Genomic DNA, 24,371 nt, shown 5'->3' on the forward strand with positions numbered 1-24,371 from the left:
AATCAGCAATAACCTTTTAACTGTTGATGTAACCACAATGCATCCCAAAAAGCATCATCCAATACAGCGTCTACGGGCAAATAATGCATTGTGTCTGAACTAAAAGATCGACATTTCACTGCATCTTTTTCCGTCATAATAATAAGTGATTTGCAATAATTCAAATCATCTGGCTTAAACTGATAATGATCAGGATAAGAACAGGTATCGAATTCTATCCCTAATTGCTGCAAAGTGGAATAAAAACGTTGAGGATTACCAATCGCAGCAATCGCTTCCCATTTACCATTTAATGCATGGGGATCAATTTCCTCATCAGTACTTAATTTCTTTATTTTTCCAGGTCTTAATACCATGGAATACGCATTATTCCACTTACCTTCATTCACCACAATAAAATCAACCTGATCTAAGCGTGTAGCAGGTTCTCTTAACGGCCCTGCAGGCAAACAAAAACCATTACCCAATCCACGAGTTCCATCAATAACCGCTATTTCTATAGCTCGTCCCATACGGTAATGCTGTAGTCCATCATCACTAATAATAATTTGACTTTGATGTTTTTCCAAAAGGTACCGAACCGCATCAGTGCGTTTAGGGGCAATCACTACAGGACATTTGGTTTTTTGTGCTAACAGTAAGGGCTCATCTCCAACCTTCTGTGCAGAATCATTAACCTGTACTTCATAAGGAAAATGTTTGATTTTCGCGCCATAACCACGGCTTACGATCCCCACTCTTAATCCTTTTTGTTGTACTCGCCTGGCCAATTCGATAACCAATGGGGTCTTACCCACTCCTCCAACCGTTATATTTCCCACAACAATTAGCGGAACTGGGCAATCAAACTGACTAAAACGTTGCAAAAAAGAGCGTCTGACTGAAGCGAAAACCGAATACACCCAAGAGAACGGACGTAATACCCATTGCATCGGGTGATCACCATACCATAATTTCTCAAAGAAGAAAGACATCAGACTATTGCAACCTCTTGACCTGTATCTGAGCGTTGTATTCCCTGAAGTTGTGCATAGTACCCTTGTAAATCAAGTAACTCCTGATGAGTACCTTGCTCCACGATGCATCCATTTTGCATCACTATAATTTTATCTGCATGTTTAATGGTTGATAAACGATGCGCAATAACTAAAGTCGTACGATTTTTCATGACTTCTTCCAAAGCAATCTGTATGTATCGTTCTGACTCGCTATCCAAAGCAGACGTTGCTTCATCAAGAATTAAAATAGGCGCATCTTTTAATATAGCCCGTGCAATCGCTATCCTTTGACGCTGGCCACCAGAAAGTAATACCCCATTCTCTCCAACACGCGTGTCATAACCTTCAGGTAAACGACGGATAAATTCATCAGCAAAAGCCATTTTGGCGGCTTGTATGATTTGTTCACGACTAACATCAGAACGGCCATATGCAATATTATTAGCTAAAGTATCATTAAAAAGTGTCACATTTTGACTCACCAAAGCCATTTGTTGACGTAAACTGCTTAAACTTATTTCATTGATCGGTGTATCATCTAGAGTGATAACACCTTGAGTCACTTCATAAAAACGAGGCAATAAACTGGCTATAGTTGTTTTACCACTCCCTGAATGCCCTACCAATGCAACCGTTTTACCGGCTTCAACAGTGAAACTCACGTTATGTAATACATTTTCTCCTTGCCTGTATGCATAAGATACCTGTTTAAACTCAAGATCACCACGTGCTCTTTGTGGCAAAACGTTACCTTGCTCTTGCTCTATGGGCAGGTCCAGCATATGGAACACACTTTCTGCGCCAGCTAAACCTTTTTGGATTACAGCATTCAACGTAGTTAAGGTTTTCATAGGTTTGATTAGCTGGATCATTGCAGCAATAATTGCTAAAAAAGATCCAGCAGAAATAATGACTACTGTAGACAATTGAATTGCAGCCGCAATAATTGCTGCAATGCCTATAGCAATCACAATTTGTACGCCCGAGACATTCAGTGCCTTGCTCGCAGCAACTTTCATATCATTTTGACGGGAGCGTTCTATCGCATTACTAAATTTTCCAGATTCATAAGTAATGCCTCCAAAAATACGAACTACTTTATAACCTTCAATGGCTTCACTCGCGATCTCCGTCACTTCGCCCATTGTTTTTTGGACTTTATGACTGATTCGTCTAACACGTTTATTTGTGTAGTTCACAATAAAGCCAACAAAAGGGATGGTTAACAGAAACATCAGTGACAATTGCCAGCAGATCACCATCATGACGGTAAGAAAACCAATAATTAAACAGGTATTTTGAACAATATCAGTTAAGGCATCTGCGCTAACTTGGGCTACTTGCTCTACATCATAAAGAATTTTAGAAAGCATTTGCCCAGAGGTTGCCTCATCATAAAAATCCGCAGGTAAATGCAAAATATGATTAAAAACCTTTTCTCTTAATACCTTAACTACAGCTCGGGCAACCCAAGTCATGCAATAACTTCCCAGTGAACTGACAAGCCCCCTCAAAGTAATCCCTATTAAAACGATATATGGAATTTTCTTGATAAAATCCATATCGATATTAATAAAACTTTTATCAAAAAAAGGCCGCATCATGTACGTGAAACCAGCATCAATCAGGGAGTACAAAATGTTTGCAAAAATACCTAATGCCAATATGGGCCAGAACGGTTTCACATAAGCTAACAAACGTTTGTATAAAATGCTGGTCTTAACTGAGAGTTTCTTTTTCATCACTCAATGGTTCAATCGAAAAGTGTGTTATTGTAACTGTTATTAGTTGGAAGTGCTAATGTTCCTTCATACAAGGATTGCGCAGCGATCCAGCCATAAAGTTAATGGTATTCCCTTCTCCCCATGGGGAGAAGATGCCCGTTAGGGCGGATGAGGGTCTTGAGAATAGCTAGTTGCCCCTCTCCCTCGAGTGGAAGATGAGATTTTTAAGGGCAGTTTTCGCTGCACCCAGCGCTACTGTAGTTGGTTAACTGTCACTCTAAAGTCATCTTGATTCGAGTATAAGCACAATGAAAACCTATTTTTTGCACATTACAATCTGAAACACTTCCCGGTTCAGTAGTGACTGTCGCCCAAGATAACCCAAGTTGTTTTGCCATATTTAAGCGAGCGATTAATAATTTTTTTTGTAATCCTCTTCCTCGATAGGCAGGCAAAGTGCTGGTAACACCTAAATCACAAAAATCTCCATGCATGGCAATTGTAGCTCCTGCTACAATCACCTCATTATCGTAAACAGCGAAGGTACTGACTCCTTTAGATTGGGCATAACGAAAAAATTGATCTTCAGCTTCAGGCGCATCGAAGCCTAAAGCTATTTTTTTGGCCCATTGCCCCTTTTCATTTGACTTTATTTCTCGGATGATGAAATTTTTTGCAGCATAATCAAGAGGCTGAAATGACTTTAAATCCAATAACGATACATTATTTAATTCACTGATACGGTAGCCACGTTGACTTAAAAATAGGGTGAGATCATTTCCAACAAAAGGACACAACTCGATATCTACACGATTATGATTCAAGGTTCTATAAAAATGTTCGATGTATTCAATTTCAGTCCGAAAATGGTCCGGTTTTGTAGCAAAACCCCATCCAACTACCTGCGATAAATACGAATCAAACCCTGAAAAACAGGCAGCGCCTCCATTGACCTCCAAAACTCTTCCTTGTGGATACTGTTTGGTCACTTCTATATGGGTTTGTTTGATGCAAGACTCCATCTGTGCTGCCAGATTTTTAGTAATACATTTCATCTCATATTATTCCTATCAAACCAGTGTCTGAGTGAAGGCAAAACCATAAACAAAATTATTAAAGGTTGTCAGATTCTTATTGCAATCCCTTTGAGAGTTCATATACCAAACCTGGACCTCGATAAATCAGACCGGTGTACACCTGGATTAGAGAGGCCCCTGCATCCAACTTAGCCTGAGCCGTATGACAACTGTCAATGCCACCCACGCCGATCAAGGTTATGTCGTCACCTGCATACTGTTTCAGCAAACGCAAACATTGGGTTGATAAGTCCCATAAAGGTTCACCACTTAATCCCCCAGCTTCCTCAGCATAAGGCAAATGGGCAACTCCCTTACGAGAGCAAGTCGTATTTGTCGCAATAATCCCTTCGATACCATAATTCAAAATCACTTCAGTCATTTGTTTTAATGTTTCTAAATCTTCATCAGGTGATATTTTAACGACTAAAGGCACATGGCGCTGAAATTTATTGGATAATTTAATTTGTTCCGTGTGTATTTGCGATAACAAATTGGCAAAATATTCTTTTTGCTGTAATTGGCGTAAATCAGGAGTATTGGGCGAGGAAATATTGATGGTTACATAGGAAGCATACTCGTATACTTTACCCAAACAATGGATGTAATCCTCTGCAGCGTGTTCTAATGGCGTATCTTTATTTTTACCTATATTAATCCCTAAAATTCCTTTATAACGTGCTTTCTTTACATGGCCCACCAAAGCATCTACACCTAGATTATTAAAACCCATGCGGTTAATAATGGCATGAGCCTCAGGCAAACGAAATAATCGCGGCTTAGGATTACCAATTTGTGGTCTTGGTGTCACTGTTCCTAATTCAATAAAAGAAAAACCCAATTTGGCCAATGCATCCAAATGCTCTCCATTTTTATCCAAACCTGCTGCCAAACCAACAACGTGTGGAAATTGCAATCCCAAAGCGTCTATGGGTTTTGATTCTGCCTTTTTAAAACAAAAACTAGGCAGATAATGTAAAGCAGATAAACTAAAAGCATGAGCACGTTCGGGAGCCATACTAAAAAGCAAAGGACGTAACATTGAATACATACAAAAACCTTGAATTCCTGGATTATACTTATCCTCTACGTCCAGCGGCTTGCCCACGGGATCTAAGAATTACTCGCTATCACTGAATCCCTCGGACACGCTTGCTGAACGGAGGCAAAAAACGTTTTTTATTAACAGTGGATACGCTTCACCTAGACTACATCGATTAAATATCACATTTCTGTGCCCAGACCCGTAGCATTGCGTTTTCAGATTTATGCAAATGATAATCTACTTGTCTAATTTCCACACCATAACCCTGTTTTTGCAGTTCCAACAATACTGGACCTAAGAATTCAGAAGTTTTTCCCTCCATATCATTTAAAGGAAAAATTCTTACTTCTTTAGCTACTCTCGCTAATTCACGAATTACATTTAAATGAAATGCAACAGTTTGATCTTCCAAATCAGCAAATAAATAATTCGCGCTTAATGCAAAATCAAAAGAGAAATCAGGATAAGGTAAATGATAATCTGCTGCGCCATAATAGCGTCCTTCAGCCTTGCCTTGCTCGTAGTCTGCAAAAAACTTTTTCATTCCATTTTTTCGATGCTCAAGCAATTGTTCTAAACTTCCGCTCCGACTGAAATCGAACTGATCTTGCTCTCTGCGTACTTCATCAGCCATTTGTGCAAAAATCATAATCGCTTTAGAGGATAAAGTATCTTTATCCAAAACGAATAAAGGATCGCAGCTTACGGCTTGATGTGCTTCTTGAAATTGTTGGGCGTTTACTGCACTCGGACCACATCCATATTCTAAAATCCTGGAATTCATGTCCTCTTGAGACAAATCAAACATCTCACGATACTCCTCAACACTATGTCCCCAGAGTACTAATTTACGCATGAATGACTCTCCTAAATAATAAATCTGAACGCTAACACTTTGGCTGTAACTACCTCCTTAATAACCGGTAGTTTTCCTTTGGCTTAAGATTAGGCGATTTTTTAAATCAGGTAAAGGAACATTTAAAATCACTACTTGCTCAACAAACCTGATAATAAAAGAAACAACCTTTCACTATTTTCTCAATATTTACTTAAATTATGCCCCTCAATCTCTTGAGAGCCTATTATGTAAAGAACAATTTAAGTGGATACCTCAAATCATGTCTGCAACTTTTCCAATAAGAAAAAAGATCTGAGAAACTCTATTTTCATCTTCAACTTGATTGGGTATAGTTTAACACATTTGTAAAATTCAACAGACTACTCATTTATCAAGAGATATGAAATAAAGCATTTGCAAAACTCTTATCAATGAGTAGCTACAACAACAGGAAGTCATCTATGTACACAGGACCGAACTATCAACTCGGTGAAACTTACGATATGTTGCGCGACAGTGTTCATCAATTTGCTCGTGCTGAAATTGCCCCACTCGCTGCTCAAATTGACGAAAACAATACATTTCCTAATCATTTATGGAGAAAATTAGGTGATATGGGGCTATTAGGAATTACCGTCAGCGAAGAATATGGTGGTGCCAATATGGGCTATCTTGCGCATGTCATTGCCATGGAAGAAATCTCTCGCGCATCCGCTTCAATAGGCCTGAGTTACGGTGCACATTCCAATTTATGCGTCAACCAAATCTATTTAAATGGTAATCATTCGCAAAAACAAAAATATCTGCCTAAACTTATTAGTGGAGAATATGTTGGTGCTCTGGCTATGAGTGAGTCCAATTCAGGCTCTGATGTAGTCAGCATGCAATTACATGCTCGTCCAGAAGGCAATAAATATATTCTCAACGGCACAAAAATGTGGATCACTAATGGACCTGATGCCGATGTGTTAGTAGTTTATGCAAAGACGGATAAACAGGCTGCAAGTAAAGGAATCACCGCCTTTCTGATTGAAAAAGGAATGCCTGGCTTCAAAACCGCTCAAAAACTCGACAAACTGGGAATGCGTGGCTCAAATACCTGTGAATTGGTATTTGAACAGTGTGAAGTTCCTGCAGAACAGGTTTTGGGTGAAGTGAATCGAGGTGTTAAAGTATTAATGAGTGGCCTTGATTATGAACGGACCGTTCTGGCTGCAGGTCCCGTAGGAATCATGCAAGCCTGCATGGATGTTGTTTTACCTTATGTACATGAACGCAAACAATTTGAACAACCTATAGGTGAATTTCAATTCATCCAAGGCAAATTAGCAGATATGTATACCGATCTAGGCGCTTCAAGAGCGTACTTGTATGCTATAGCCAGAGCTTGTGATCAAGGTATAGTCAGTCGTAAAGATGCAGCAAGTGTTATTTTATATACGGCTGAAAGAGCAACACAAATGGCATTACAAGCGATTCAAATCCTTGGTGGTAATGGGTATATCAATGAGTATCCTACAGGACGTTTACTACGTGATGCAAAACTCTATGAAATAGGCGCCGGTACTTCTGAAATCAGAAGAATGCTTATTGGACGAGAACTTTTTAAAGAAACAGCATAAGGAAGAATGAAAATGGAACAGAATGAAATAGTAATCGTTGCAGCAAAAAGAACTCCTATGGGAGCCATGTTAGGAAACTTATCTTCTCTTTCAGCTCCAGAGTTAGGGGCAATTGCACACGAAGCAGCTTTATCCCAAGCAGGTATTAGTCCAGCAGAAATCGATGAAGTAATTTCTGGCTGTGTTTTATCAGCCGGAATTGGTCAAGCTCCAGCGCGACAAGCGGCGATTAAGGCGGGATTGCCCAATTCTTCTGGTGCTACCACTGTAAATAAAATGTGCGGTTCAGGAATGAAAGCAGTGATGCTCGCTCATGACTTAATTCGAGCTGGAACTGCAAATATTATCCTTGCTAGTGGTATGGAAAGCATGAGCAATGCACCTTACCTATTGAGTAAAGCACGCTCTGGATATCGACTTGGACATGGTGAATTAAAAGATCATATGTTTCTTGATGGATTAGAGGATGCCTACGATAAAGGAAAATTAATGGGTGTTTTCGCAGAAGCTACTGCAAGTCATTTTCATTTTACCAGAGATCAACAAGATGAATTCGCTATTCGCTCCATGAGCAGAGCCCTCCAAGCAATAGAAAAAGGGGCTTTTAAAGAGGAAATTGCCCCAGTAACAGTCAGCTCACGCAAAGGTGATGTTACGGTAACTGTAGATGAAGGTCCTGATGCGGCAAAACTCGGAAAAATTGCTCAGTTAAAACCCGCTTTTAAAGCAGATGGAACCGTTACTGCAGCCAACTCAAGTTCCATTTCTGATGGTGCAGCAAGTCTCATTTTAATGAGTGCTGGACAAGCAGAAAAACGTGGTATTAGACCTATTGCCCGTATTGTTGCTCATGCCAGTCATTCCCAAGCCCCTGAGTGGTTTACCACAGCACCCGTAGATGCCATTCGCAAAGTGATGAATAAAGCATCATGGAAACAAAATGATGTAGATCTTTATGAGATTAATGAAGCCTTTGCAGTAGTTACAATGGCAGCCATGACCCAACTTGAATTAAATCCAGAACAAGTTAATATTCACGGCGGAGCTTGTGCCTTAGGTCATCCTATTGGTGCATCTGGTGCTCGTATCTTAGTTACACTAATACATGCTTTGAAACATCAAGGAAAAAAACGTGGTGTCGCATCATTGTGTATTGGTGGTGGCGAAGCAACAGCTATGGCCATTGAATTAATTTAAGAACAAGGTACTGTTCACCACATTTTAAATGCCTTAGGGGAAGAAAAGTCAGATTTGACTGCAGCTTCAATCAAATATGATGTGGTGAACGTATTGAATGGTAAAAAACAAATTCTCCCCAGTCCCACATAGGTAGCTGGGGATTTGATATAAAAAGGATGTACATGCTACGACACAGTCTTATCTACCTGTTACTCAGTATTTTAGTAGTATTATTTGCAAAATACGCTCATCTCGTTATTGTCTATGTTGATATGTTTTTCACTTACGTTAATTTGAAATTAACGCCCATATTCAGCCAAACTGGTTGGGGGCTTGTGATTCGCAAAATTTTAGTTCTTGTCTTGTTACCTTTAATTATCACCGCCATTCCAGCACTAATTTATAGACTTATAAAAGGTAGCGACATGCCACACTTTATAGCGATTACATGGGTTATTTGGACAATCATCGTTTTAAGTGATATTTTGGTACGATAAGGAATCCAGCATGGCAAAATTAATCAGTCAAATTAATACAGGCAGTCAAGAGTTCAAAGCAAACCAAACAGCCATGCAAATTCTGGTGGATGAGCTACACAATCGAATTCAGCAAATTGCTTTAGGTGGTGATGAAAAAGCGCGGGCCCGACATTTAAAACATGGTAAATTACTCCCAAGAGAACGGCTACAACAATTACTTGATCCTGGGAGTCCTTTTCTTGAACTCTCCCAACTTGCAGCCTACCAAGTGTATGATGATGTGGTTCCTGCCGCAGGAATTATCACCGGAATTGGATGGATCGCGGGTACTGAATGTATTATTGTTGTGAATGACGCCACGGTAAAAGGTGGTACTTACTATCCATTAACCGTCAAAAAACACCTCAGGGCACAAGAAATTGCACAAATCAATCATTTACCCTGCATTTATTTGGTTGATTCAGGAGGCGCTTACTTACCTCATCAGGATGAGGTTTTTCCTGACCGGGATCATTTTGGTCGGATATTCTTTAATCAAGCACAAATGTCGGCACAAAACATTCCGCAAATTGCAGTAGTTATGGGCTCTTGTACTGCTGGAGGAGCTTATGTACCTGCCATGGCTGATGAGTCCATTATGGTCAAAAATCAAGCCACAATTTTTCTTGGTGGCCCACCTCTTGTCAAAGCAGCAACAGGTGAAGTCATTAGTGCCGAAGAACTAGGTGGTGCAGAAGTTCATTGCAGGCATTCAGGGGTAGCCGATCACTATGCGGAACATGATGCCCATGCACTCCATTTAGCACGAATTGCCATAGGCAATTTAAACCGTAAAAAACCCCAGCAATTAAAACGGATAGAAACGATAGAGCCCCTCTATGACAGTAAAGAACTTAACGGCATAGTGCCTGCTGATCCCAGAAAACCTTTTGATATTCGTGAGATCATTGCACGTATTGTTGATGGCTCTGAATTTGATGAATTTAAAGCACTTTTTGGTACCACATTAATTTGTGGCTTCGCCCACTTATATGGCTATCCCGTAGGAATTATTGCCAATAACGGCATTCTATTTAGTGAAAGTGCGCTCAAAGGGACTCACTTTATTGAACTGTGTTGCCAACGCAAAATCCCATTGATATTCCTACAAAACATCACTGGCTTTATGGTGGGTTCAAAATATGAAGCATCTGGTATTGCCAAGCATGGCGCTAAGATGGTAACTGCGGTTGCTAATGCTAATGTTCCTAAATTTACCGTCATTGTTGGTGGAAGCTTTGGCGCAGGAAACTATGCCATGTGCGGACGCGCTTATAACCCTAATTTTTTATGGTCGTGGCCTAACTCACGCATTTCGGTAATGGGTGGCGAACAGGCTGCTAATGTTTTAGCACAAGTAAATCGAGATAAATTGGCAAAACAAGGAACTAACTGGCCTGTGGAAGAGGAAGAGCGTTTTAAAGAGCAGTTGCGTTCTCAATATGAAACCCAGGGAAATCCTTATTATGCCAGCGCTCGTTTATGGGATGACGGGGTGATCGCTCCGCAAGATACACGTAAAATATTAGGACTGGGTCTATCAGCAGCATTAAATGCCCCTATTGGACCAACACGCTTCGGCGTATTTCGTATGTAAGGAGGGCACCACGTGAGCGATTTGTTGTATGAAATACAGGAACACTTGGGTTTAATTACGCTAAATCGAGTGAGTAAACATAATGCATTTGATAATCTGCTTTTAAGTGAAATGCAACATCAGCTCAATGCTGCCATTGCTGATTCTAATGTCCGCGTTATAGTACTCAAAGCCAATGGCAAGCACTTTTCTGCAGGCGCTGATTTAGCGTGGATGCAAAACATGGCTCTTTACAGCGAAGAAGAAAATCAAAGGGATGCCATGGTTCTTGGGAATCTAATGTACACTTTAAATAGGTGCCCTAAACCTACTTTAGCGATGGTACATGGCTCCGCTTTTGGTGGAGGAGCGGGTCTTGCTGCAGCATGTGACATAACTATAGCATCTCAATCGGCACGTTTTTGCTTTTCCGAAGTTAAATTAGGCCTGATACCCGCAGTCATTAGCCCCTATGTTGTTCAAGCCATAGGCGAGCGCAGCGCACAAGCATTGTTTATAAGTGCGGAGGTCTTTGATGCGGCTAAAGCATTGTCATTAAATCTCGTACAACACTGTGTTCCCGAAGAAAATTTGTTGGAGTTCACAATCAGCTATGCAAATCAAATCAGTAACAATGCACCCGAAGCGGTACGGGCTTCAAAACAGCTGGCACGTTACGTAGCAAATAAAAAAATAAATGAAGAACTTGTTAATTACACTGCTTCATTGATAGCTCAAAAAAGAGTATCTGCTGAAGGACAACAAGGACTCAATGCATTTTTAAAAAAAGAAACACCAAATTGGGGCTAGATGCCATACCCCTTGTAGTAAAACACCGTCATCCCGAGTGTAAGGAGGGATATCCACGGTGTAGCACCGTGTAACGAAGGAAGATCCTGGATTAAGCTGTGATAATCCGGGTTACAATGTACAAAGCACCCAAGTTACAAAATGCTTGGACTAAAAGTAAAAAATTAATGAGGCACTAATGTTTAATAAAATTCTTATTGCCAACCGCGGTGAAATTGCCTGCAGAATCATCAAAACGGCCCGTTCTATGGGGATCCACACGGTAGCTATTTATTCCTCGGTTGATAAAGACAGTCTGCATGTACGTAGTGCTGACAGTGCATATTGTGTTGGCGATGCACCAGCTAAAGAAAGTTACCTGAATATACCTAATATTATCCATGTTGCTAAGGAATGTGGAGCACAGGCCATTCATCCGGGTTACGGTTTTTTATCCGAAAACCCTGAATTTGCTCAAGCATGTAAAGAGGCAGATATCGTTTTTATTGGTCCGTCAGTAGAAGCGATGGAAGCAATGGCTTCCAAGCAATTGGCCAAACAATTACTGGAAAACACTAATGTTCCTCTAACACCTGGTTATCATGGCAGTGCACAAGCAGAAGATACACTGCTTGCTGAAGCTAAAAAAATAGGATTTCCTGTCTTAATCAAAGCAGCGAATGGTGGTGGCGGTAAAGGGATGCGCGCGGTCCATCACGAATCAGAATTTAGTGCAGCCTTAGCTGGTGCAAAACGTGAATCTATGGCAAGTTTTGCCGATGATACGATGATCATTGAAAAGCTAGTTCTTCATCCACGTCATGTTGAATTACAAATCATGGCAGACAATCATGGCAATGTGGTTCATTTGTTTGAACGTGATTGCTCCATTCAACGCAGACATCAGAAGATTATTGAAGAAGCACCAGCACCTAATTTACCCGCTTCTCTACGACAAAAACTCGCTGAAGCAGCTTGCGAAGTGGCACGATCAATCAAATACAGTGGCGCAGGTACTGTTGAATTTTTAGTTGATAGTTCAGGACATTTCTATTTTATGGAAATGAATACGCGATTACAGGTAGAACATCCAGTCACCGAACTAATTACCGGACTTGATTTGGTCGCTTGGCAATTGAAAATTGCCGCTAATGAACCACTCCCCTTGCCGCAAGATAAAATTGAGGCACATGGTCATGCAATAGAATGTCGCATATATGCTGAAGACCCGCACCATGATTTTATTCCATCAATAGGACAAATCCACTTTTTGCAAGAACCTTCCGGAGATGGCATTCGTATTGATACAGGGGTACAAATGTCATCGCAAATTACCATGTACTATGATCCGATGATCGCCAAATTGATTGCATGGGGAGCCAACCGTGATGAAGCATTACATCGATTAGAGCAAGCTTTATCCCATTATTTTATTGGTGGTGTGAAAACAAACATCCCCTTTTTACAAACAATTTGTCACCACCCTAAATTCAGAAAGGTTGAACTGAGTACTGACTTTTTAAGTAAAGAAGAAATTAAACTGCCAACAGCAGATCAAGAAATAGCGTTACTCATGGCCGTAAGTTTTGATTATTTAAACACGATAAACACAATCCAAGATCCTTTATTACAGGAAACCTTCGCTTGGCAATCACAAATCTTAAGTCACTGGGTATGGCACTATAAAGATAAGGATGACTTGCTTGAAACATTTATTACTCCAATCAATAAAAATCAATTTAAAGTACGTTTAAAAGCACAAGAGTATCTGATTCATGGCCATTTAACTGGCAATCAGCTCCGTATTGAAACTAACGGACAAAATTATCAGGTAATCATTGAAAATAAAAATCAATCTTTGACCTTGTATACGAGTCAGTGGCAAATTACTATTGATCGGTTTAATTGGGGAACTCTAGGTGCAGAAGTTACTGCTCACAAAGGACAGCTGACAGCACCAATGCCAGCTACTGTAGTCGCTGTTTTAAAAAATATTGGTGAACGAGTGAAAGCCGGTGAACGTTTGATCGTCCTCGAGGCAATGAAAATGGAACATACCATTCATGCCCCTACTGATGGCATTTTATTGGATATATTCTATGATGTAGGTGCCCAAGTGAATGAAGGAGAGGAGTTACTGTCATTAAGTGAAGAAGATTCTTAACTAGAGATAATTATGGACTATCCGCAAAACGTAACCATTATAGAAGTAGGGCCACGTGATGGCCTGCAAAATGAGTCATCTTTTGTATCCAGTAAGCACAAGATTGAATTAATCAATTTGTTAAGTGAATCTGGCTTGCAATATATTGAGGTAACGAGTTTTGTCTCTGCAAAAGCAATTCCACAATTAGCGGACCATAATGAAGTATTTCGTGCCATAAATAAAACCCCATTCATACACTATTCCGCCCTAGTGCCTAATGAGCAGGGCATGCTCAAAGCATTGGAAGCTGGTGTGAAAGAAATCGCAGTATTTACTGCAGCAAGCGAACAATTTAACCAGCGAAATATTAATTGTTCTATTGCTGAAAGTATTTCACGTTTTAAACCGGTCCTTGCTTTAGCAAAAGAAAACAACATCAGGGTGCGAGGTTATATTTCCTGTGTCCTAGGTTGTCCTTATGAAGGCAATGTAGCACCGGAAAAAGTAGCGGAAGTAACTCAAAAACTAATAGATTTGGGTGTAGATGAAATCTCATTAGGGGATACTATAGGTGTAGGAACACCTCATCAAACTCACTTATTACTCGAGCAAGTACTTAAGTTATTACCACTAAATCAATTAGCAATGCATTTTCATGATACTTATGGTCAGGCCATAGCTAATATCTATACTTCATTACAGCACGGAGTACACCGTTTTGACAGCTCCGTTGCCGGACTCGGGGGCTGTCCCTATGCTCGTGGGGCAAGCGGTAATGTAGCCACCGAAGATGTTCTCTATTTAATGCATGGTCTAGGAATAAATACCGGTGTGGATATCTTTAAAATTGTAACTGCAGGCGACGCCATCTGTAAGATTTTAGGACGTAAAAATCAATCAAAAGTTGCAAATGCTATGTTAGCCAATCCTTGTAGTTAAACTCTTAAAGAATCTGGGAAAAGACAAATTTGAGTGGTGACTGTGTATCAGATTCAGATGGATTGTAACCCGAGGCACACCCCGTAGAACAATCGTTTCAATAAAGAAGAGAGAATGAAACATGAATGAAACCGTATGGAAGCCCAAACATCCGAAAGAAAGCAAGATGTGGCAGTTTATGGAATTCGCTGCAAAAAAGAACAGCCAAATTTTTGCAAATTATCAAGACTTGCATACCTGGTCTATCAAACATCCTGACTCTTTTTGGCCAACGCTTTGCGATTTCTTTCATGTACAATTTGATACCGAACCCTATCAGATTCTAAGCCATAAAAGTGAAATGATAAACGCACGCTGGTTTGCTGGAGCTCAATTTAATTTTGCTGAAAAACTTTTATCACGCAAAGATAAACATCCGGCCCTAATTAGTCTTAATGAAGACAATACCAAACACGTGATTAGCTATGAGCAATTGTATCATTTGGTAGCGCAATGTGCTGCAGGTTTAAAAGCGGTAGGAGTTACTGCCGGTGATCGAGTCGCTGCGCTCATGCCAAATACCTCATATACAATTATTGCTATGCTTGCTGCCACCTCTTTAGGTGCGATCTGGTCCTCTTGCTCACCCGATTTTGGCGCTCAAGCGGCAATCGATCGACTGGGCCAAATCGATCCCAAAGTACTCTTTATTTGCGACGGGCACCAATATCAAGGTAAGAAACACCATGGGGCCGAAAAAATCAAACAACTTAACGATGCGATTAGCTCGCTCAAACAAATTGTCATTTGTCCTAATATAAATGAACCCGTAGATGTCTCTACGTTACCTAAAGCACAATATTGGAATGACTTTCTTCGTCCCTCAAATCATTGTGAATTTGTTTCTCTGCCGTTTGAACACCCGATTTACATTATGTTCTCGTCAGGAACTACTGGTAAACCCAAATGTATTGTTCACGGAGCCGGTGGAACCCTTCTGCAGCATCTTAAAGAATTAGGATTACATACTGATCTTAGGGATAAGGACAACTTATTTTTTTATACTACGTGTGGTTGGATGATGTGGAATTGGACTGTTTCCGCATTGGCCTTAGGAGCTACGCTCACTTTATATGAGGGCTCCCCTACTTATCCTGAAAGCAATCGTTTATTCAAACTGATTGAGGAAGAGCAAGTTACTGTTTTTGGCACCAGTGCTAAATTCATCTCTTCTGTAGAAAAAGCAGGAGTTAAACCTCAAGATGAGTTTGATTTAACTCATTTGCGATGCATCCTTTCTACAGGCTCCCCTCTTTTACCTAGAAATTATGATTACGTTTATCATCACATCAAAGACGATGTGCAACTCTGCTCTATCTCAGGTGGAACAGATATTATTTCTTGTTTTGCCTTAGGTAACCCCATACTGCCTATTTATAGAGGTGAGTTACAGTGTCTCGGCCTTGGTATGGCCGTTGATGTTTTTGATGAACAAGGGCATCCTGTTCGTGAAGAGCGTGGAGAGTTAGTCTGTACCGCGCCCTTCCCCTCCATGCCGATTGGCTTTTGGAATGATCCCGAAAAAATTGCTTATCAACGAGCTTATTTTGAACGGTTCGCCGGAGTATGGGCACATGGTGATTTTGCAGAGATAACTGCGCACAATGGATTGATTATCTATGGGCGATCAGACGCTGTTTTAAATCCTGGAGGGGTACGTATTGGTACCGCTGAAATATACAGGCAGGTAGAAAAAATTGATGAAGTACTTGATAGTGTTGTAATTGGCCAGGACTGGCAAGACGATGTACGCATTATTTTGTTTGTTAAATTGCGTGATGGCATGGAGCTTACAGAGGAATTAATCAACAAAATCCGTTTAACAATTCGTCAAAATGCCTCCCCAAGACATGTCCCAGCAAAAATAGTGCAAGTTGCAGATATTCCTCGTACGATTAGTGGCAAAATCGTTGAATTAGCTGTTCGACAAGTGGTTCATGGATTACCAGTAAACAATCTACAGTCTCTCGCGAACCCCCAAGCTTTGGATTATTTTAAAAATCGTGAAGAGCTACAGCAATAAAATAGCCTGAACTAGCACAGCGTTATCTGAGGGCTCTTTGCCCTCATCCCGGGCGCAGCGAAGGATCTCCCATCGTTACATTGTGCTACTCAGTGGAGATCCCTCGCTGAACTCGGGATGGCAAGGCAGTGTATTATGATACACAGACAATACTAAAGTTTTCATTACAGGGTAAAGAAAGCCCCGCTGAAAATAAATTGAACAATTGCCCTGTCTGGGCATCATTAAAATGAAGATAATTTCCCCAAGTCGCTCCTGGAACAACTCCAAAAGTCAATGAAGTCTCACCCGCTAAACCCAAGGAACCGTTAGTAGCCGCTGTTCCATCAGTAAACTCGTTGCATGAAGCTAAATTCGTAGTGTATTCATTGCCATCTTCAGCATTGTTCATATCTGCAAAGGCCCAAGCAACGATATCAGTGGCCGCTGTGTTTGACAAAATACTTTGGATACCTGTCCAAAACAAACCAAATACCACTTCATTATTGTCATCTCTGAGATTTGAGTTACTGCCATCAAAAACACCATTTTGATTTACTGTATTAAAGAGCGTTTTTCCATCGGCATAAACATACTGTGAACCAGGTACAAGCGGCCAATCGTTTGCATAAGCACCTCCACAACCTGTTCTCCCATTAACAATAGAACAAGGAGATCGTGTCGAAGTAACTAACAATGCTTTAAATGACAAGCCTTGAAGTGCTGGATTTCCTGAAGTTAAGGCAGCATTTTGGCAAAAAGCATCAGCCCCTGCAATCCCACCTAAAGCACCAGTAGTCTGCTGAAAACGGCTGGTTAGAAAAATAACATGCGATGAAAATACGGAAACAGTATATTCTTCACAGGAATACGTTTTACCCGTACCATTTAAACATAATCTGATATTTATAGAGCCTATTGGTCCATCTAAAGTAATTTTTGCAGGCGTGGTATCACTGACTGAAAATAAGGCAAACCCATTAGGAGATGGTGCTTTACCCACAATACGATATCCTGGGGTAAGAATTTTGATTCCGGCCGTAGGATAGGTCTTTCTCGGAGTTGTGGTGGTAATGGATAGCGTTGATGAAGCAGGAGGAATTACAGCGATAAAATGTTGTCCTGAACCAGGAATTAAAGCATTGCTTTTGGCAAAAGCTACTTGCTCTGAAAAGAAAAACAATGTCATACCAACAAGTAGTATCCTTTTTATCATACCGAAATTCCTTGATTAAATTGTGACGGAACAAATAAGAGCATTCGCATAGTTGTTACCTGTTTTAAGGGTATTAATAATGAGATCATTATTTTTGGCCAATTTTCCTTGCCCTAAATAAAAAAAGCGATAACCGCATTCTAGAGGAATTTTATCTGCAACCTGGTTAAATCGAAGGCCTGCACCTACTGTAGCTGCGAATGCGGTAGTATTATTATCAGAAAAGCCGTTATCCGGAACGGTAAATGTGGTCAGAGCGACTTCTTTGTAATGGCTGGTTTCAATGAAATTAGGGCCAATGCCTACATCAATAGCGAGATTGATTTTATCGCTATTGGTTTGCACTAAACTTTTTGCCATAAAAAATAATGGAATATTTTGTGTCTTATAGGTATAAGAAAGATTGGTATCTAAGTGTTCTTCAATAATGTAACCCTTAGTTGCCGTTGTGCCTAAGAAAAAAACATTCGCTCCGTAAGAAAATTTAAATCGATCGCGTTCTGGTCCATCCAAAAAGTAACCCAATCCCACAAGACCATTGCCTTGAGCATGACTTTTAACGGTATATCGGTTTCCAACTAAGGTTTTTACATCAATATCTTGGGCTTTTCCTTGAGTTGCATAAACCCCCCCGATTTCAAGAAGCAAATGACCTTTAGTGTAATCAAAAAAGAAATTATTTGCTGGTTGGCCGGCTGCAAAAGAAGCAGTTGAGCTCACAGAGGCCAAAAATATGAGTGCTAATCCTCTGTAGGTGGATTTATTAAAAAGCATCAGACATCCTTGTATTTCTCTATAACTGCCTCATATCAATTTGCATCCACTCAAACTAAAACATAGTGGATGTCTCAGCGTGTTATGATGTTGCAGCAAGTTAATGTTTGTTAAAGATCAACATATTACAATGCAATAAACTCATAAACAACATTTTCCAGCGCTCTTTCAAGAATAACCTAAATCATGAGGCCACTATAAATTGACAATTCACTTTCACCCGCAAAATATGATTAAAATAAGTAAGGTTATACTTTTTTTAAGCCGGCAATTTGTGTATAATGCTGCAATGGCGTCGATTTGAAATTCAGCTTGCGGACGCTCAAAAAAGCTCTCTTTTTTGAAAATACGGCTAAAGCGGATATGAATAACATTTCCTCTAAGTCTTCCGCCCGCACGCATAATCTCAGGTTATAAATAATGATTGAATTAATTGGATTATATAAATCCTTTTCGGGAAAATCTGTCCTGCGTGACATTAATTTATTTATTCAAGAAGGTGAAATTTTTGGAATTATTGGTAGAAGTGGTGCAGGCAAATCTACCTTATTAAGATGCATTAATCTTCTAGAGCGGCCTGATAAAGGCGATGTTTTGATTGATGGGCAGGATCTGACAACTCTTTCGAGAAAAAACCTAGCTTTAGCTCGTCATAAAATGGCAATGATTTTCCAACAATTCAATTTGCTCAATTCAAAAAATGTGTACGACAATATTGCACTCCCCATGCGCATTCAAGGGATAGATGAAGAGTCTATTCGTAATAAAATTGAAGAATTACTGCCCATAGTCGAATTGACAGATAAGAAACTGGCCTATCCAGCACAACTTAGTGGCGGCCAAAAACAAAGAGTCGCCATAGCTCGCGCTTTAAGTTGTTCTCCTAAAATTCTGCTTTGCGACGAAGCAACTTCTGCTTTGGATCCAGAAACAACCGATTCTATTTTGGCATTGCTCAAAAAAATTAATTCACTGTATGGCATCACTATAGTTCTTATTACTCATGAAATGGATGTAGTGAAGCGTATTTGTAACCGATTGGCAGTGATGGTTGATGGTGAGCTGGCCGAAACCACCGCTTTGGCGAATGTATTTAACAAAAAGGACAGCCTGGCTCGAAGCATGCTCTATGCTCAACTTAGTCCTCAGTTGCCAGAATGCCTCACTAACAAACTCGCAGACTACGTGACGGATAAACCATTACTACGTCTGTTTTTCCAGGGTGAAGAAGCAACAGTACCCTTTATTAGTCAAACAAGCCGCGAATTAAATCTGGATATCAACATCTTACTCGCCAATATAGACCGTTATGACACAGTAACCTGTGGTGTATTAGTGGTTGAATTAACGGCACATCCATTTTTACTCGAAGCATTCATTGAACGCTGTGAACAAGCCAAATTAACTGTGGAGGTTTTAGGTTATGTCCTTCCCGATGGCATATGATTTATTCATTGCAACAGGCGAAACATTGTATATGGTCGTCACCAGCACTGTATTTGCGGTGATACTTGGTTTACCTTTAGGAACTTGGCTTTATTCGTCGAGCCAAATCAAACCAATGCCTAGGGTTCATAAGACATTATCCACCTTCATTAATATGGCGCGGTCCATACCTTTCATTATTTTATTGGTGGCAATTATCCCATTTACGCGACTTATTGTAGGAACCTCAATAGGAATGAATGCCGCTATAGTACCGCTTACTCTCGGTGCAACACCCTTTTTTGCCAGATTAGTTGATAACGTTTATCGGAGTTTACCTTCTGGACTTATTGAAACCGGTTATGCGATGGGAGCTAACACCCGACAGATTATTTTGCATATTTTACTGCCCGAAGCAAAACCTGCTTTGATCCATGCGATTACGGTTACTGCCATTACTTTAGTGAATTATTCTGCAATGGCGGGAACCGTTGGTGCTGGAGGTTTGGGTACTCTGGCAATTAACTATGGTTATCAACGTTTTGATGCGGGGGTCATGATTTCAACTGTAATCATTTTGATTGTGATGGTTCAACTAACCCAAATGATCGGAGATTATCTAGCAAAGCGTTTTTTACATAACTGATTTAAATCATTTTTGGAGTGTTCAATGCGAATTTTAGTTTATTGTGTTTTATTATTAAGTCTTGTTGCATGCAACAAGCCCTCACCAAATACGCTGGTGATAGGAACTATTGCTGGACCAGAAACTGAATTGGTTGAAACAGCAAAAGAAGTAGCTAAGAATAAATATGACTTAAATATAAAAATTGTAACATTCAATGACTATAACCTCCCCAATGAAGCGTTACAGGATGGAAGTTTAGACGCTAATGTCTACCAACATTTACCTTACCTCAATGCCGCTGTTAAAGCCCATGGCTATACGTTAGAAGCGATAGGCAGAACTTTTGTTTACCCTATGGGAATTTATTCCAAAAAACATACTTCATTAAAACAATTACCTGAAAAAGCGGTCATTGCCCTACCTAATGATCCCAGCAATGAAATGCGTGCCTTGCAACTGTTGGAAAAAGCGCAGTTGATTACATTGAAAACTACTCATGATAACACTGGCTTAAAAGATATTGCGACCAATCCACATGATCTGCAATTCAAAGAAATGGATGCAGCACAACTACCAAGAGTATTGCCTGATGTGGATGCAGCCGTAATCAATACAACATTTGCCCTACCTGCAGGTTTAAATCCTTCACATGATGCTTTATTTACTGAAGATAAAACCTCACCGTATGCCAATATTATTGTTATTCGTAGCAATTCTCCCAAAAAAGCACAATTGGAGCTCTTTGTTAAAGCATTAAACTCCGAAGAAGTTAAAGAAAAGGCTAAAACTTTATTTGGAGATTCGGCTATTCCTGCTTGGTAAGAACCTATTTGAGCTGTTGTAGCCGATTTCTTTTATGTCCTGGGTGATGGCGCAAGCGCTAACCCAGGCTTAGAGTCACGATTTTTTATTAATATTTATCTTAAAAGATGATCGTTCACATTTTAGATTCAAGGCTTTTAATTCTCTCTTAATGAAAAAGTGTTATACTTTTAAAAAAGATAGCTCTTGAGGTACTTCTCTATGCCTTCATTTAGAAAAGCGTTTTTTAACTTATTTAATTCTCAAAAAAGGGTAAGACAGTTTACTCCTGATGAACAAGAAAAGATTTATCAAAAATATCGAGACTCAGTGGGGTTAACTCAAGACCTTACTTTTGGATCTGAAGCCTTCGCGCAACATGCCGAAAAGCGAATTAAAGATCACACAGGTTTCAAAACACAAATCGGGTCAAATAAAGAAGATACTCTAGAGAAATTACTCAAAGATGATAGTCCCAATACTAAAAAAGAAATCAAAGACGAACTCAAAAGTATACTAACCCCACAACCATTTTATACTAAAGCTCAAGAAGTCTATAAAGAGTCAATGGAATTTTTTCAACAACGAATGAAACAAGTTCCTGAACTTTCAGTGGAGCAACTTCGGGGCTATCATGAACAAATTACTACGAGAGCTCGAGATGCATTAAAAGCTCAACAAAAGAAAGAACTGAAAGATTTGCAAGATAAAGCTGAAAATTTAGCACAGCAAATAGGGACTGTTGCAAATACTAATGATCCTGAGCAAATAAAAAAAATAAAAGAAAACCTTATTAAGGACTTAGAAAGTTCCCATAAAACACAACTTGATGAATTCAATAAGACTGCTCAAGAAAACCTGACCACCCTCGATAAAGCGTCCGCTCTTGAACGAAAAAGAATCATCTTCTCTGGCCAATTGGAAAGCTGGGCTTATCAACTCAGTACAAGCCAAAAGAATAAAATGCTGGATGAAATGGAACGGGTTAGAGCAGAAAATCGTAAAAAACGAGGCATATCTGACACAGACGCACTTACAGGCGCTGACATCAATGTTGGTGAAAATACGATATCTGCCGTAAATCCTGCAGACTTGGATTTTATCATTTCCTTAACTGGAACACAGATCGTACAAAAGAAAGCAGCAAAAGAAGGCGATCCAGGAACCTGGCAAGTGCATATGTCTGCACGAATACTCTCTCCCTTTTATTATCTAAGTAATAAGCAAAATCCCAAAGTAGAGATGTTGACCATGGCTCAGGCCGTAAGAGCATCTGGATTTGACTCAATTACAATGACCATTAATTTTGATGATCCTAAAACTCAAAAGCAAAGAGCCAGACAAGCCTATGAAGCAGCTCTTGAAAGTGGTTTCAATCCAGGCCTACTCCCTGGAGAAGAATCAAAAGGTGATAAAGGATTAAAAGGTATTGTATTAAAGGATGGATCAGGCAAAGAGATTGATCCTAGAACACTGTTCACCCCTACCGAGCTGGAGCTTCTTCATCAAGAGGCTGCTCAACGCCGTGAAAGACTAAAATCTATCGCAGAAGAGCCTCCAAAACAACCTTCAACAGAAGTTGCTAAGCAATATCGTGGCGAAATTGATAAAGGTAGAAATGAAGCTCGAGCTAAAGCTGGAAAAGCTGCAATTGATAGCGTTGAAGAAGAACAACTGGAACAAAATGTAAAAACGACTCTCAGCTCGTAGATAAAAAACAACCTGGTTTTACTTGTTTTAAAACCAGGTATTTAGTTTTTGTCATCTTCCTAATTAATGTTCAAAAAATTCCACTACTCCTCAAACATAATTTCTGTTATTTTATTAGATTGACTACGGGTTAGGCTAAGGAGATAGCTATGAATACTCGTGAATTTGATGAAGATGTAAACGAAATGGAAGAGTTTGGCGTCGATACCGTCTTGACCCCAGAAACAAGCCCATCAACAAAATTGGAACGAAGACGACGCATAGAAGATTTGTTTGAAGAAAAACGCCTGCGCGAAGAACTTTCTGACTTCGGTTAGTAGTGTAACAGATACCTCTGCCTACCGTAATTCCCCTCCCCCACTTGGAGGAGAATGGTAGGAGTGGGGGTTCTTTAAGCAATCAGTACCCTCAAGCCCTAATGGGCACCTTATCCTCTTCCCGTCATCCGTACTTAGCGAAGGATGACGAGGCGGAGATAAAGTAAATTTTTACTTGATAGCACCGCCCATCGTAGTTTGACTGTTTGCGGTCAGGATGGATGGCTCACATTCCTGTTTGCAAGAAACTGACTCTTGATCATCCTAAATTAGCAAAATAAATATCAAACCGCACCGTTTTTCCTTCTACAGCAGCATGTGCAGGTAATAAAGGTTTTGTTTTTTGTGGCCATTTTACAACCACCTTTTGTTTCGTGCGTTGTAGCGCCAATTGAATAAGTCGCTGCGCATCTGCATCTGGGCCAATTAATTGTTGTAATGCCTGCATTTCTTTTTTTACTAATGCTGATTTATTACGTTCAGGATGCATAGGATCAATGTAAATAACATCAGGATAGTTTTGCTCATCTAATGAGCTTAAGTACGAATGGGCATCTTCGGCAAGAAATTTCAAATTCAATTGTTGTTGATCTTCATCACTCCGACGCAACAATCCATCTAATACTAGGGAAGCGATAACCGGATGACGTTCAAGCATCAATACTTCTGCCCCAAAACTGGCTAAAATAGCAGAGTCACGCCCCCAACCCGCAGTTGCATCAATAATTTTAAGCCCTGCAGTGGGTTTACAGGCGCGTACTAATCCTTGTTTTTTTCCCTCAGATTTTCTTTTACTCCAAAAAGCAGCACTGAATTCAGCAAAAATTGGAGAGAAACCTGGCATTTTCAATGAAAGCCCTGTTTCACTGACATAGAGACAAAGATTGGCATCTTTCTCTAAATAAAAATTCAATTGTTCTGCAAGAGCTTTTGCTTTATTGTGCAGACCTTCGTGCTCATAACCTACCGCTGAGATATTGATCATATAGATAACCTGTAAGAATTACAG

General features: G+C 40.0%; 21 protein-coding genes. 13 read left to right on the forward strand and 8 right to left on the reverse strand.

Annotated features, from left to right (window positions below; translation table 11 throughout):
* Positions 1–2 precede the first annotated feature (2 nt).
* From lpxK to ACF8MK_RS15940, 5 genes are all read right to left on the reverse strand, one after another.
* Entirely contained in the window at positions 3–974 is a 972-nt protein-coding gene (lpxK, locus tag ACF8MK_RS15920; protein ID WP_392537477.1) for a tetraacyldisaccharide 4'-kinase, read from the reverse strand.
* Positions 974–2,740, reverse strand: coding sequence for a lipid A export permease/ATP-binding protein MsbA (gene msbA, locus ACF8MK_RS15925; protein ID WP_392537478.1), 1,767 nt, complete (start codon positions 2,738–2,740; stop codon positions 974–976). The genes lpxK and msbA overlap by 1 nt, the downstream gene beginning before the upstream one ends.
* A gap of 254 nt (positions 2,741–2,994) precedes the next feature.
* On the reverse strand, positions 2,995–3,777 hold the full coding sequence (locus ACF8MK_RS15930) for a GNAT family N-acetyltransferase (protein ID WP_392537479.1): 783 nt from the start codon (positions 3,775–3,777) through the stop codon (positions 2,995–2,997).
* Positions 3,778–3,853: 76 nt separating this feature from the next.
* Entirely contained in the window at positions 3,854–4,849 is a 996-nt protein-coding gene (locus tag ACF8MK_RS15935) for a quinone-dependent dihydroorotate dehydrogenase (RefSeq protein ID WP_392537480.1), read from the reverse strand.
* 166 nt (positions 4,850–5,015) lie between these two features.
* The gene (locus tag ACF8MK_RS15940; RefSeq protein ID WP_392537481.1) at positions 5,016–5,699 is read right to left on the reverse strand and encodes a hypothetical protein; all 684 of its coding nucleotides are present in this window, start codon (positions 5,697–5,699) and stop codon (positions 5,016–5,018) included.
* A gap of 443 nt (positions 5,700–6,142) precedes the next feature.
* Here ACF8MK_RS15940 and ACF8MK_RS15945 point away from each other — a divergent pair, with 443 nt between their 5' ends.
* The 8 genes from ACF8MK_RS15945 to ACF8MK_RS15980 all read left to right on the forward strand — a co-directional run bounded on the left by ACF8MK_RS15945 (position 6,143) and on the right by ACF8MK_RS15980 (position 16,512).
* Positions 6,143–7,303, forward strand: a complete 1,161-nt coding sequence (locus ACF8MK_RS15945) for an isovaleryl-CoA dehydrogenase (protein ID WP_392537482.1) — start codon at positions 6,143–6,145, stop codon at positions 7,301–7,303.
* A 12-nt stretch (positions 7,304–7,315) separates the two neighbouring features.
* Positions 7,316–8,500 (forward strand): acetyl-CoA C-acyltransferase, encoded by a 1,185-nt coding sequence (locus ACF8MK_RS15950; protein ID WP_265702488.1) that lies wholly within the window; start codon positions 7,316–7,318, stop codon positions 8,498–8,500.
* Between the two features lie 164 nt (positions 8,501–8,664).
* Entirely contained in the window at positions 8,665–8,979 is a 315-nt protein-coding gene (locus ACF8MK_RS15955) for a hypothetical protein (protein ID WP_392537483.1), read from the forward strand.
* A gap of 10 nt (positions 8,980–8,989) precedes the next feature.
* Positions 8,990–10,597 carry a carboxyl transferase domain-containing protein gene (locus tag ACF8MK_RS15960; protein WP_392537484.1) on the forward strand — a complete coding sequence of 536 codons (1,608 nt, stop codon included), beginning with the start codon at positions 8,990–8,992 and terminating at the stop codon, positions 10,595–10,597.
* Between the two features lie 12 nt (positions 10,598–10,609).
* Positions 10,610–11,386, forward strand: a complete 777-nt coding sequence (locus tag ACF8MK_RS15965) for an enoyl-CoA hydratase-related protein (protein ID WP_392537485.1) — start codon at positions 10,610–10,612, stop codon at positions 11,384–11,386.
* A gap of 178 nt (positions 11,387–11,564) precedes the next feature.
* Positions 11,565–13,529: an acetyl/propionyl/methylcrotonyl-CoA carboxylase subunit alpha gene (locus tag ACF8MK_RS15970; RefSeq protein ID WP_392537486.1), complete on the forward strand. Its 1,965-nt coding sequence runs from the start codon at positions 11,565–11,567 to the stop codon at positions 13,527–13,529.
* 12 nt (positions 13,530–13,541) lie between these two features.
* A complete protein-coding gene (locus ACF8MK_RS15975; protein ID WP_392537487.1) occupies positions 13,542–14,450 on the forward strand; it encodes a hydroxymethylglutaryl-CoA lyase in 909 nt (302 codons plus the stop codon).
* 121 nt (positions 14,451–14,571) lie between these two features.
* Positions 14,572–16,512: an acetoacetate--CoA ligase gene (locus ACF8MK_RS15980; RefSeq protein WP_392537488.1), complete on the forward strand. Its 1,941-nt coding sequence runs from the start codon at positions 14,572–14,574 to the stop codon at positions 16,510–16,512.
* Positions 16,513–16,645: 133 nt separating this feature from the next.
* Here ACF8MK_RS15980 and ACF8MK_RS15985 read toward each other — a convergent pair whose 3' ends face one another.
* Entirely contained in the window at positions 16,646–17,707 is a 1,062-nt protein-coding gene (locus ACF8MK_RS15985) for a DUF1554 domain-containing protein (RefSeq protein WP_392537489.1), read from the reverse strand.
* A gap of 15 nt (positions 17,708–17,722) precedes the next feature.
* The gene (locus tag ACF8MK_RS15990) at positions 17,723–18,481 is read right to left on the reverse strand and encodes a hypothetical protein (RefSeq protein WP_392537490.1); all 759 of its coding nucleotides are present in this window, start codon (positions 18,479–18,481) and stop codon (positions 17,723–17,725) included.
* A gap of 420 nt (positions 18,482–18,901) precedes the next feature.
* Between ACF8MK_RS15990 and ACF8MK_RS15995 the strand changes: the two genes are divergently transcribed.
* From ACF8MK_RS15995 to ACF8MK_RS16015, 5 genes are all read left to right on the forward strand, one after another.
* The gene (locus ACF8MK_RS15995) at positions 18,902–19,927 is read left to right on the forward strand and encodes a methionine ABC transporter ATP-binding protein (RefSeq protein WP_392537491.1); all 1,026 of its coding nucleotides are present in this window, start codon (positions 18,902–18,904) and stop codon (positions 19,925–19,927) included.
* Positions 19,905–20,552 carry a methionine ABC transporter permease gene (locus tag ACF8MK_RS16000; protein WP_392537492.1) on the forward strand — a complete coding sequence of 216 codons (648 nt, stop codon included), beginning with the start codon at positions 19,905–19,907 and terminating at the stop codon, positions 20,550–20,552. The genes ACF8MK_RS15995 and ACF8MK_RS16000 overlap by 23 nt, the downstream gene beginning before the upstream one ends.
* Before the next feature lie 24 nt (positions 20,553–20,576).
* Entirely contained in the window at positions 20,577–21,356 is a 780-nt protein-coding gene (locus ACF8MK_RS16005) for a MetQ/NlpA family ABC transporter substrate-binding protein (protein WP_392537493.1), read from the forward strand.
* Between the two features lie 201 nt (positions 21,357–21,557).
* Positions 21,558–23,045: a hypothetical protein gene (locus tag ACF8MK_RS16010; protein WP_392537494.1), complete on the forward strand. Its 1,488-nt coding sequence runs from the start codon at positions 21,558–21,560 to the stop codon at positions 23,043–23,045.
* A gap of 149 nt (positions 23,046–23,194) precedes the next feature.
* Positions 23,195–23,362 carry a PA3496 family putative envelope integrity protein gene (locus tag ACF8MK_RS16015; RefSeq protein WP_164715640.1) on the forward strand — a complete coding sequence of 56 codons (168 nt, stop codon included), beginning with the start codon at positions 23,195–23,197 and terminating at the stop codon, positions 23,360–23,362.
* Between the two features lie 259 nt (positions 23,363–23,621).
* Here the strand turns inward: ACF8MK_RS16015 and ACF8MK_RS16020 are convergent, their stop codons facing one another.
* Entirely contained in the window at positions 23,622–24,347 is a 726-nt protein-coding gene (locus ACF8MK_RS16020) for a class I SAM-dependent methyltransferase (protein WP_392537495.1), read from the reverse strand.
* Between the last annotated feature and the right edge of the window lie 24 nt (positions 24,348–24,371).

The sequence above is a fragment of the Legionella sp. 227 genome (genome assembly GCF_043161935.1).
Lineage (GTDB): Bacteria > Pseudomonadota > Gammaproteobacteria > Legionellales > Legionellaceae > Legionella > Legionella sheltonii.

Excerpts from the sequence above, each read along its gene's own strand:
- ACF8MK_RS16020 (WP_392537495.1), bottom strand. The coding sequence starts at position 24,347 with ATGATCAATATCTCAGCGGTAGGTTATGAGCACGAAGGTCTGCACAAT.
- ACF8MK_RS15985 (WP_392537489.1), bottom strand. The coding sequence starts at position 17,707 with ATGATAAAAAGGATACTACTTGTTGGTATGACATTGTTTTTCTTTTCA.
- ACF8MK_RS15995 (WP_392537491.1), top strand. The coding sequence starts at position 18,902 with ATGATTGAATTAATTGGATTATATAAATCCTTTTCGGGAAAATCTGTC.
- ACF8MK_RS15955 (WP_392537483.1), top strand. The coding sequence starts at position 8,665 with ATGCTACGACACAGTCTTATCTACCTGTTACTCAGTATTTTAGTAGTA.
- msbA (WP_392537478.1), bottom strand. The coding sequence starts at position 2,740 with ATGAAAAAGAAACTCTCAGTTAAGACCAGCATTTTATACAAACGTTTG.
- ACF8MK_RS16000 (WP_392537492.1), top strand. The coding sequence starts at position 19,905 with ATGTCCTTCCCGATGGCATATGATTTATTCATTGCAACAGGCGAAACA.
- ACF8MK_RS15935 (WP_392537480.1), bottom strand. The coding sequence starts at position 4,849 with ATGTATTCAATGTTACGTCCTTTGCTTTTTAGTATGGCTCCCGAACGT.
- ACF8MK_RS16005 (WP_392537493.1), top strand. The coding sequence starts at position 20,577 with ATGCGAATTTTAGTTTATTGTGTTTTATTATTAAGTCTTGTTGCATGC.
- ACF8MK_RS15950 (WP_265702488.1), top strand. The coding sequence starts at position 7,316 with ATGGAACAGAATGAAATAGTAATCGTTGCAGCAAAAAGAACTCCTATG.
- ACF8MK_RS15970 (WP_392537486.1), top strand. The coding sequence starts at position 11,565 with ATGTTTAATAAAATTCTTATTGCCAACCGCGGTGAAATTGCCTGCAGA.
- ACF8MK_RS15960 (WP_392537484.1), top strand. The coding sequence starts at position 8,990 with ATGGCAAAATTAATCAGTCAAATTAATACAGGCAGTCAAGAGTTCAAA.
- ACF8MK_RS15980 (WP_392537488.1), top strand. The coding sequence starts at position 14,572 with ATGAATGAAACCGTATGGAAGCCCAAACATCCGAAAGAAAGCAAGATG.
- ACF8MK_RS16015 (WP_164715640.1), top strand. The coding sequence starts at position 23,195 with ATGAATACTCGTGAATTTGATGAAGATGTAAACGAAATGGAAGAGTTT.
- ACF8MK_RS15940 (WP_392537481.1), bottom strand. The coding sequence starts at position 5,699 with ATGCGTAAATTAGTACTCTGGGGACATAGTGTTGAGGAGTATCGTGAG.
- ACF8MK_RS15990 (WP_392537490.1), bottom strand. The coding sequence starts at position 18,481 with ATGCTTTTTAATAAATCCACCTACAGAGGATTAGCACTCATATTTTTG.
- ACF8MK_RS16010 (WP_392537494.1), top strand. The coding sequence starts at position 21,558 with ATGCCTTCATTTAGAAAAGCGTTTTTTAACTTATTTAATTCTCAAAAA.
- ACF8MK_RS15930 (WP_392537479.1), bottom strand. The coding sequence starts at position 3,777 with ATGAAATGTATTACTAAAAATCTGGCAGCACAGATGGAGTCTTGCATC.
- ACF8MK_RS15975 (WP_392537487.1), top strand. The coding sequence starts at position 13,542 with ATGGACTATCCGCAAAACGTAACCATTATAGAAGTAGGGCCACGTGAT.
- ACF8MK_RS15945 (WP_392537482.1), top strand. The coding sequence starts at position 6,143 with ATGTACACAGGACCGAACTATCAACTCGGTGAAACTTACGATATGTTG.
- lpxK (WP_392537477.1), bottom strand. The coding sequence starts at position 974 with ATGTCTTTCTTCTTTGAGAAATTATGGTATGGTGATCACCCGATGCAA.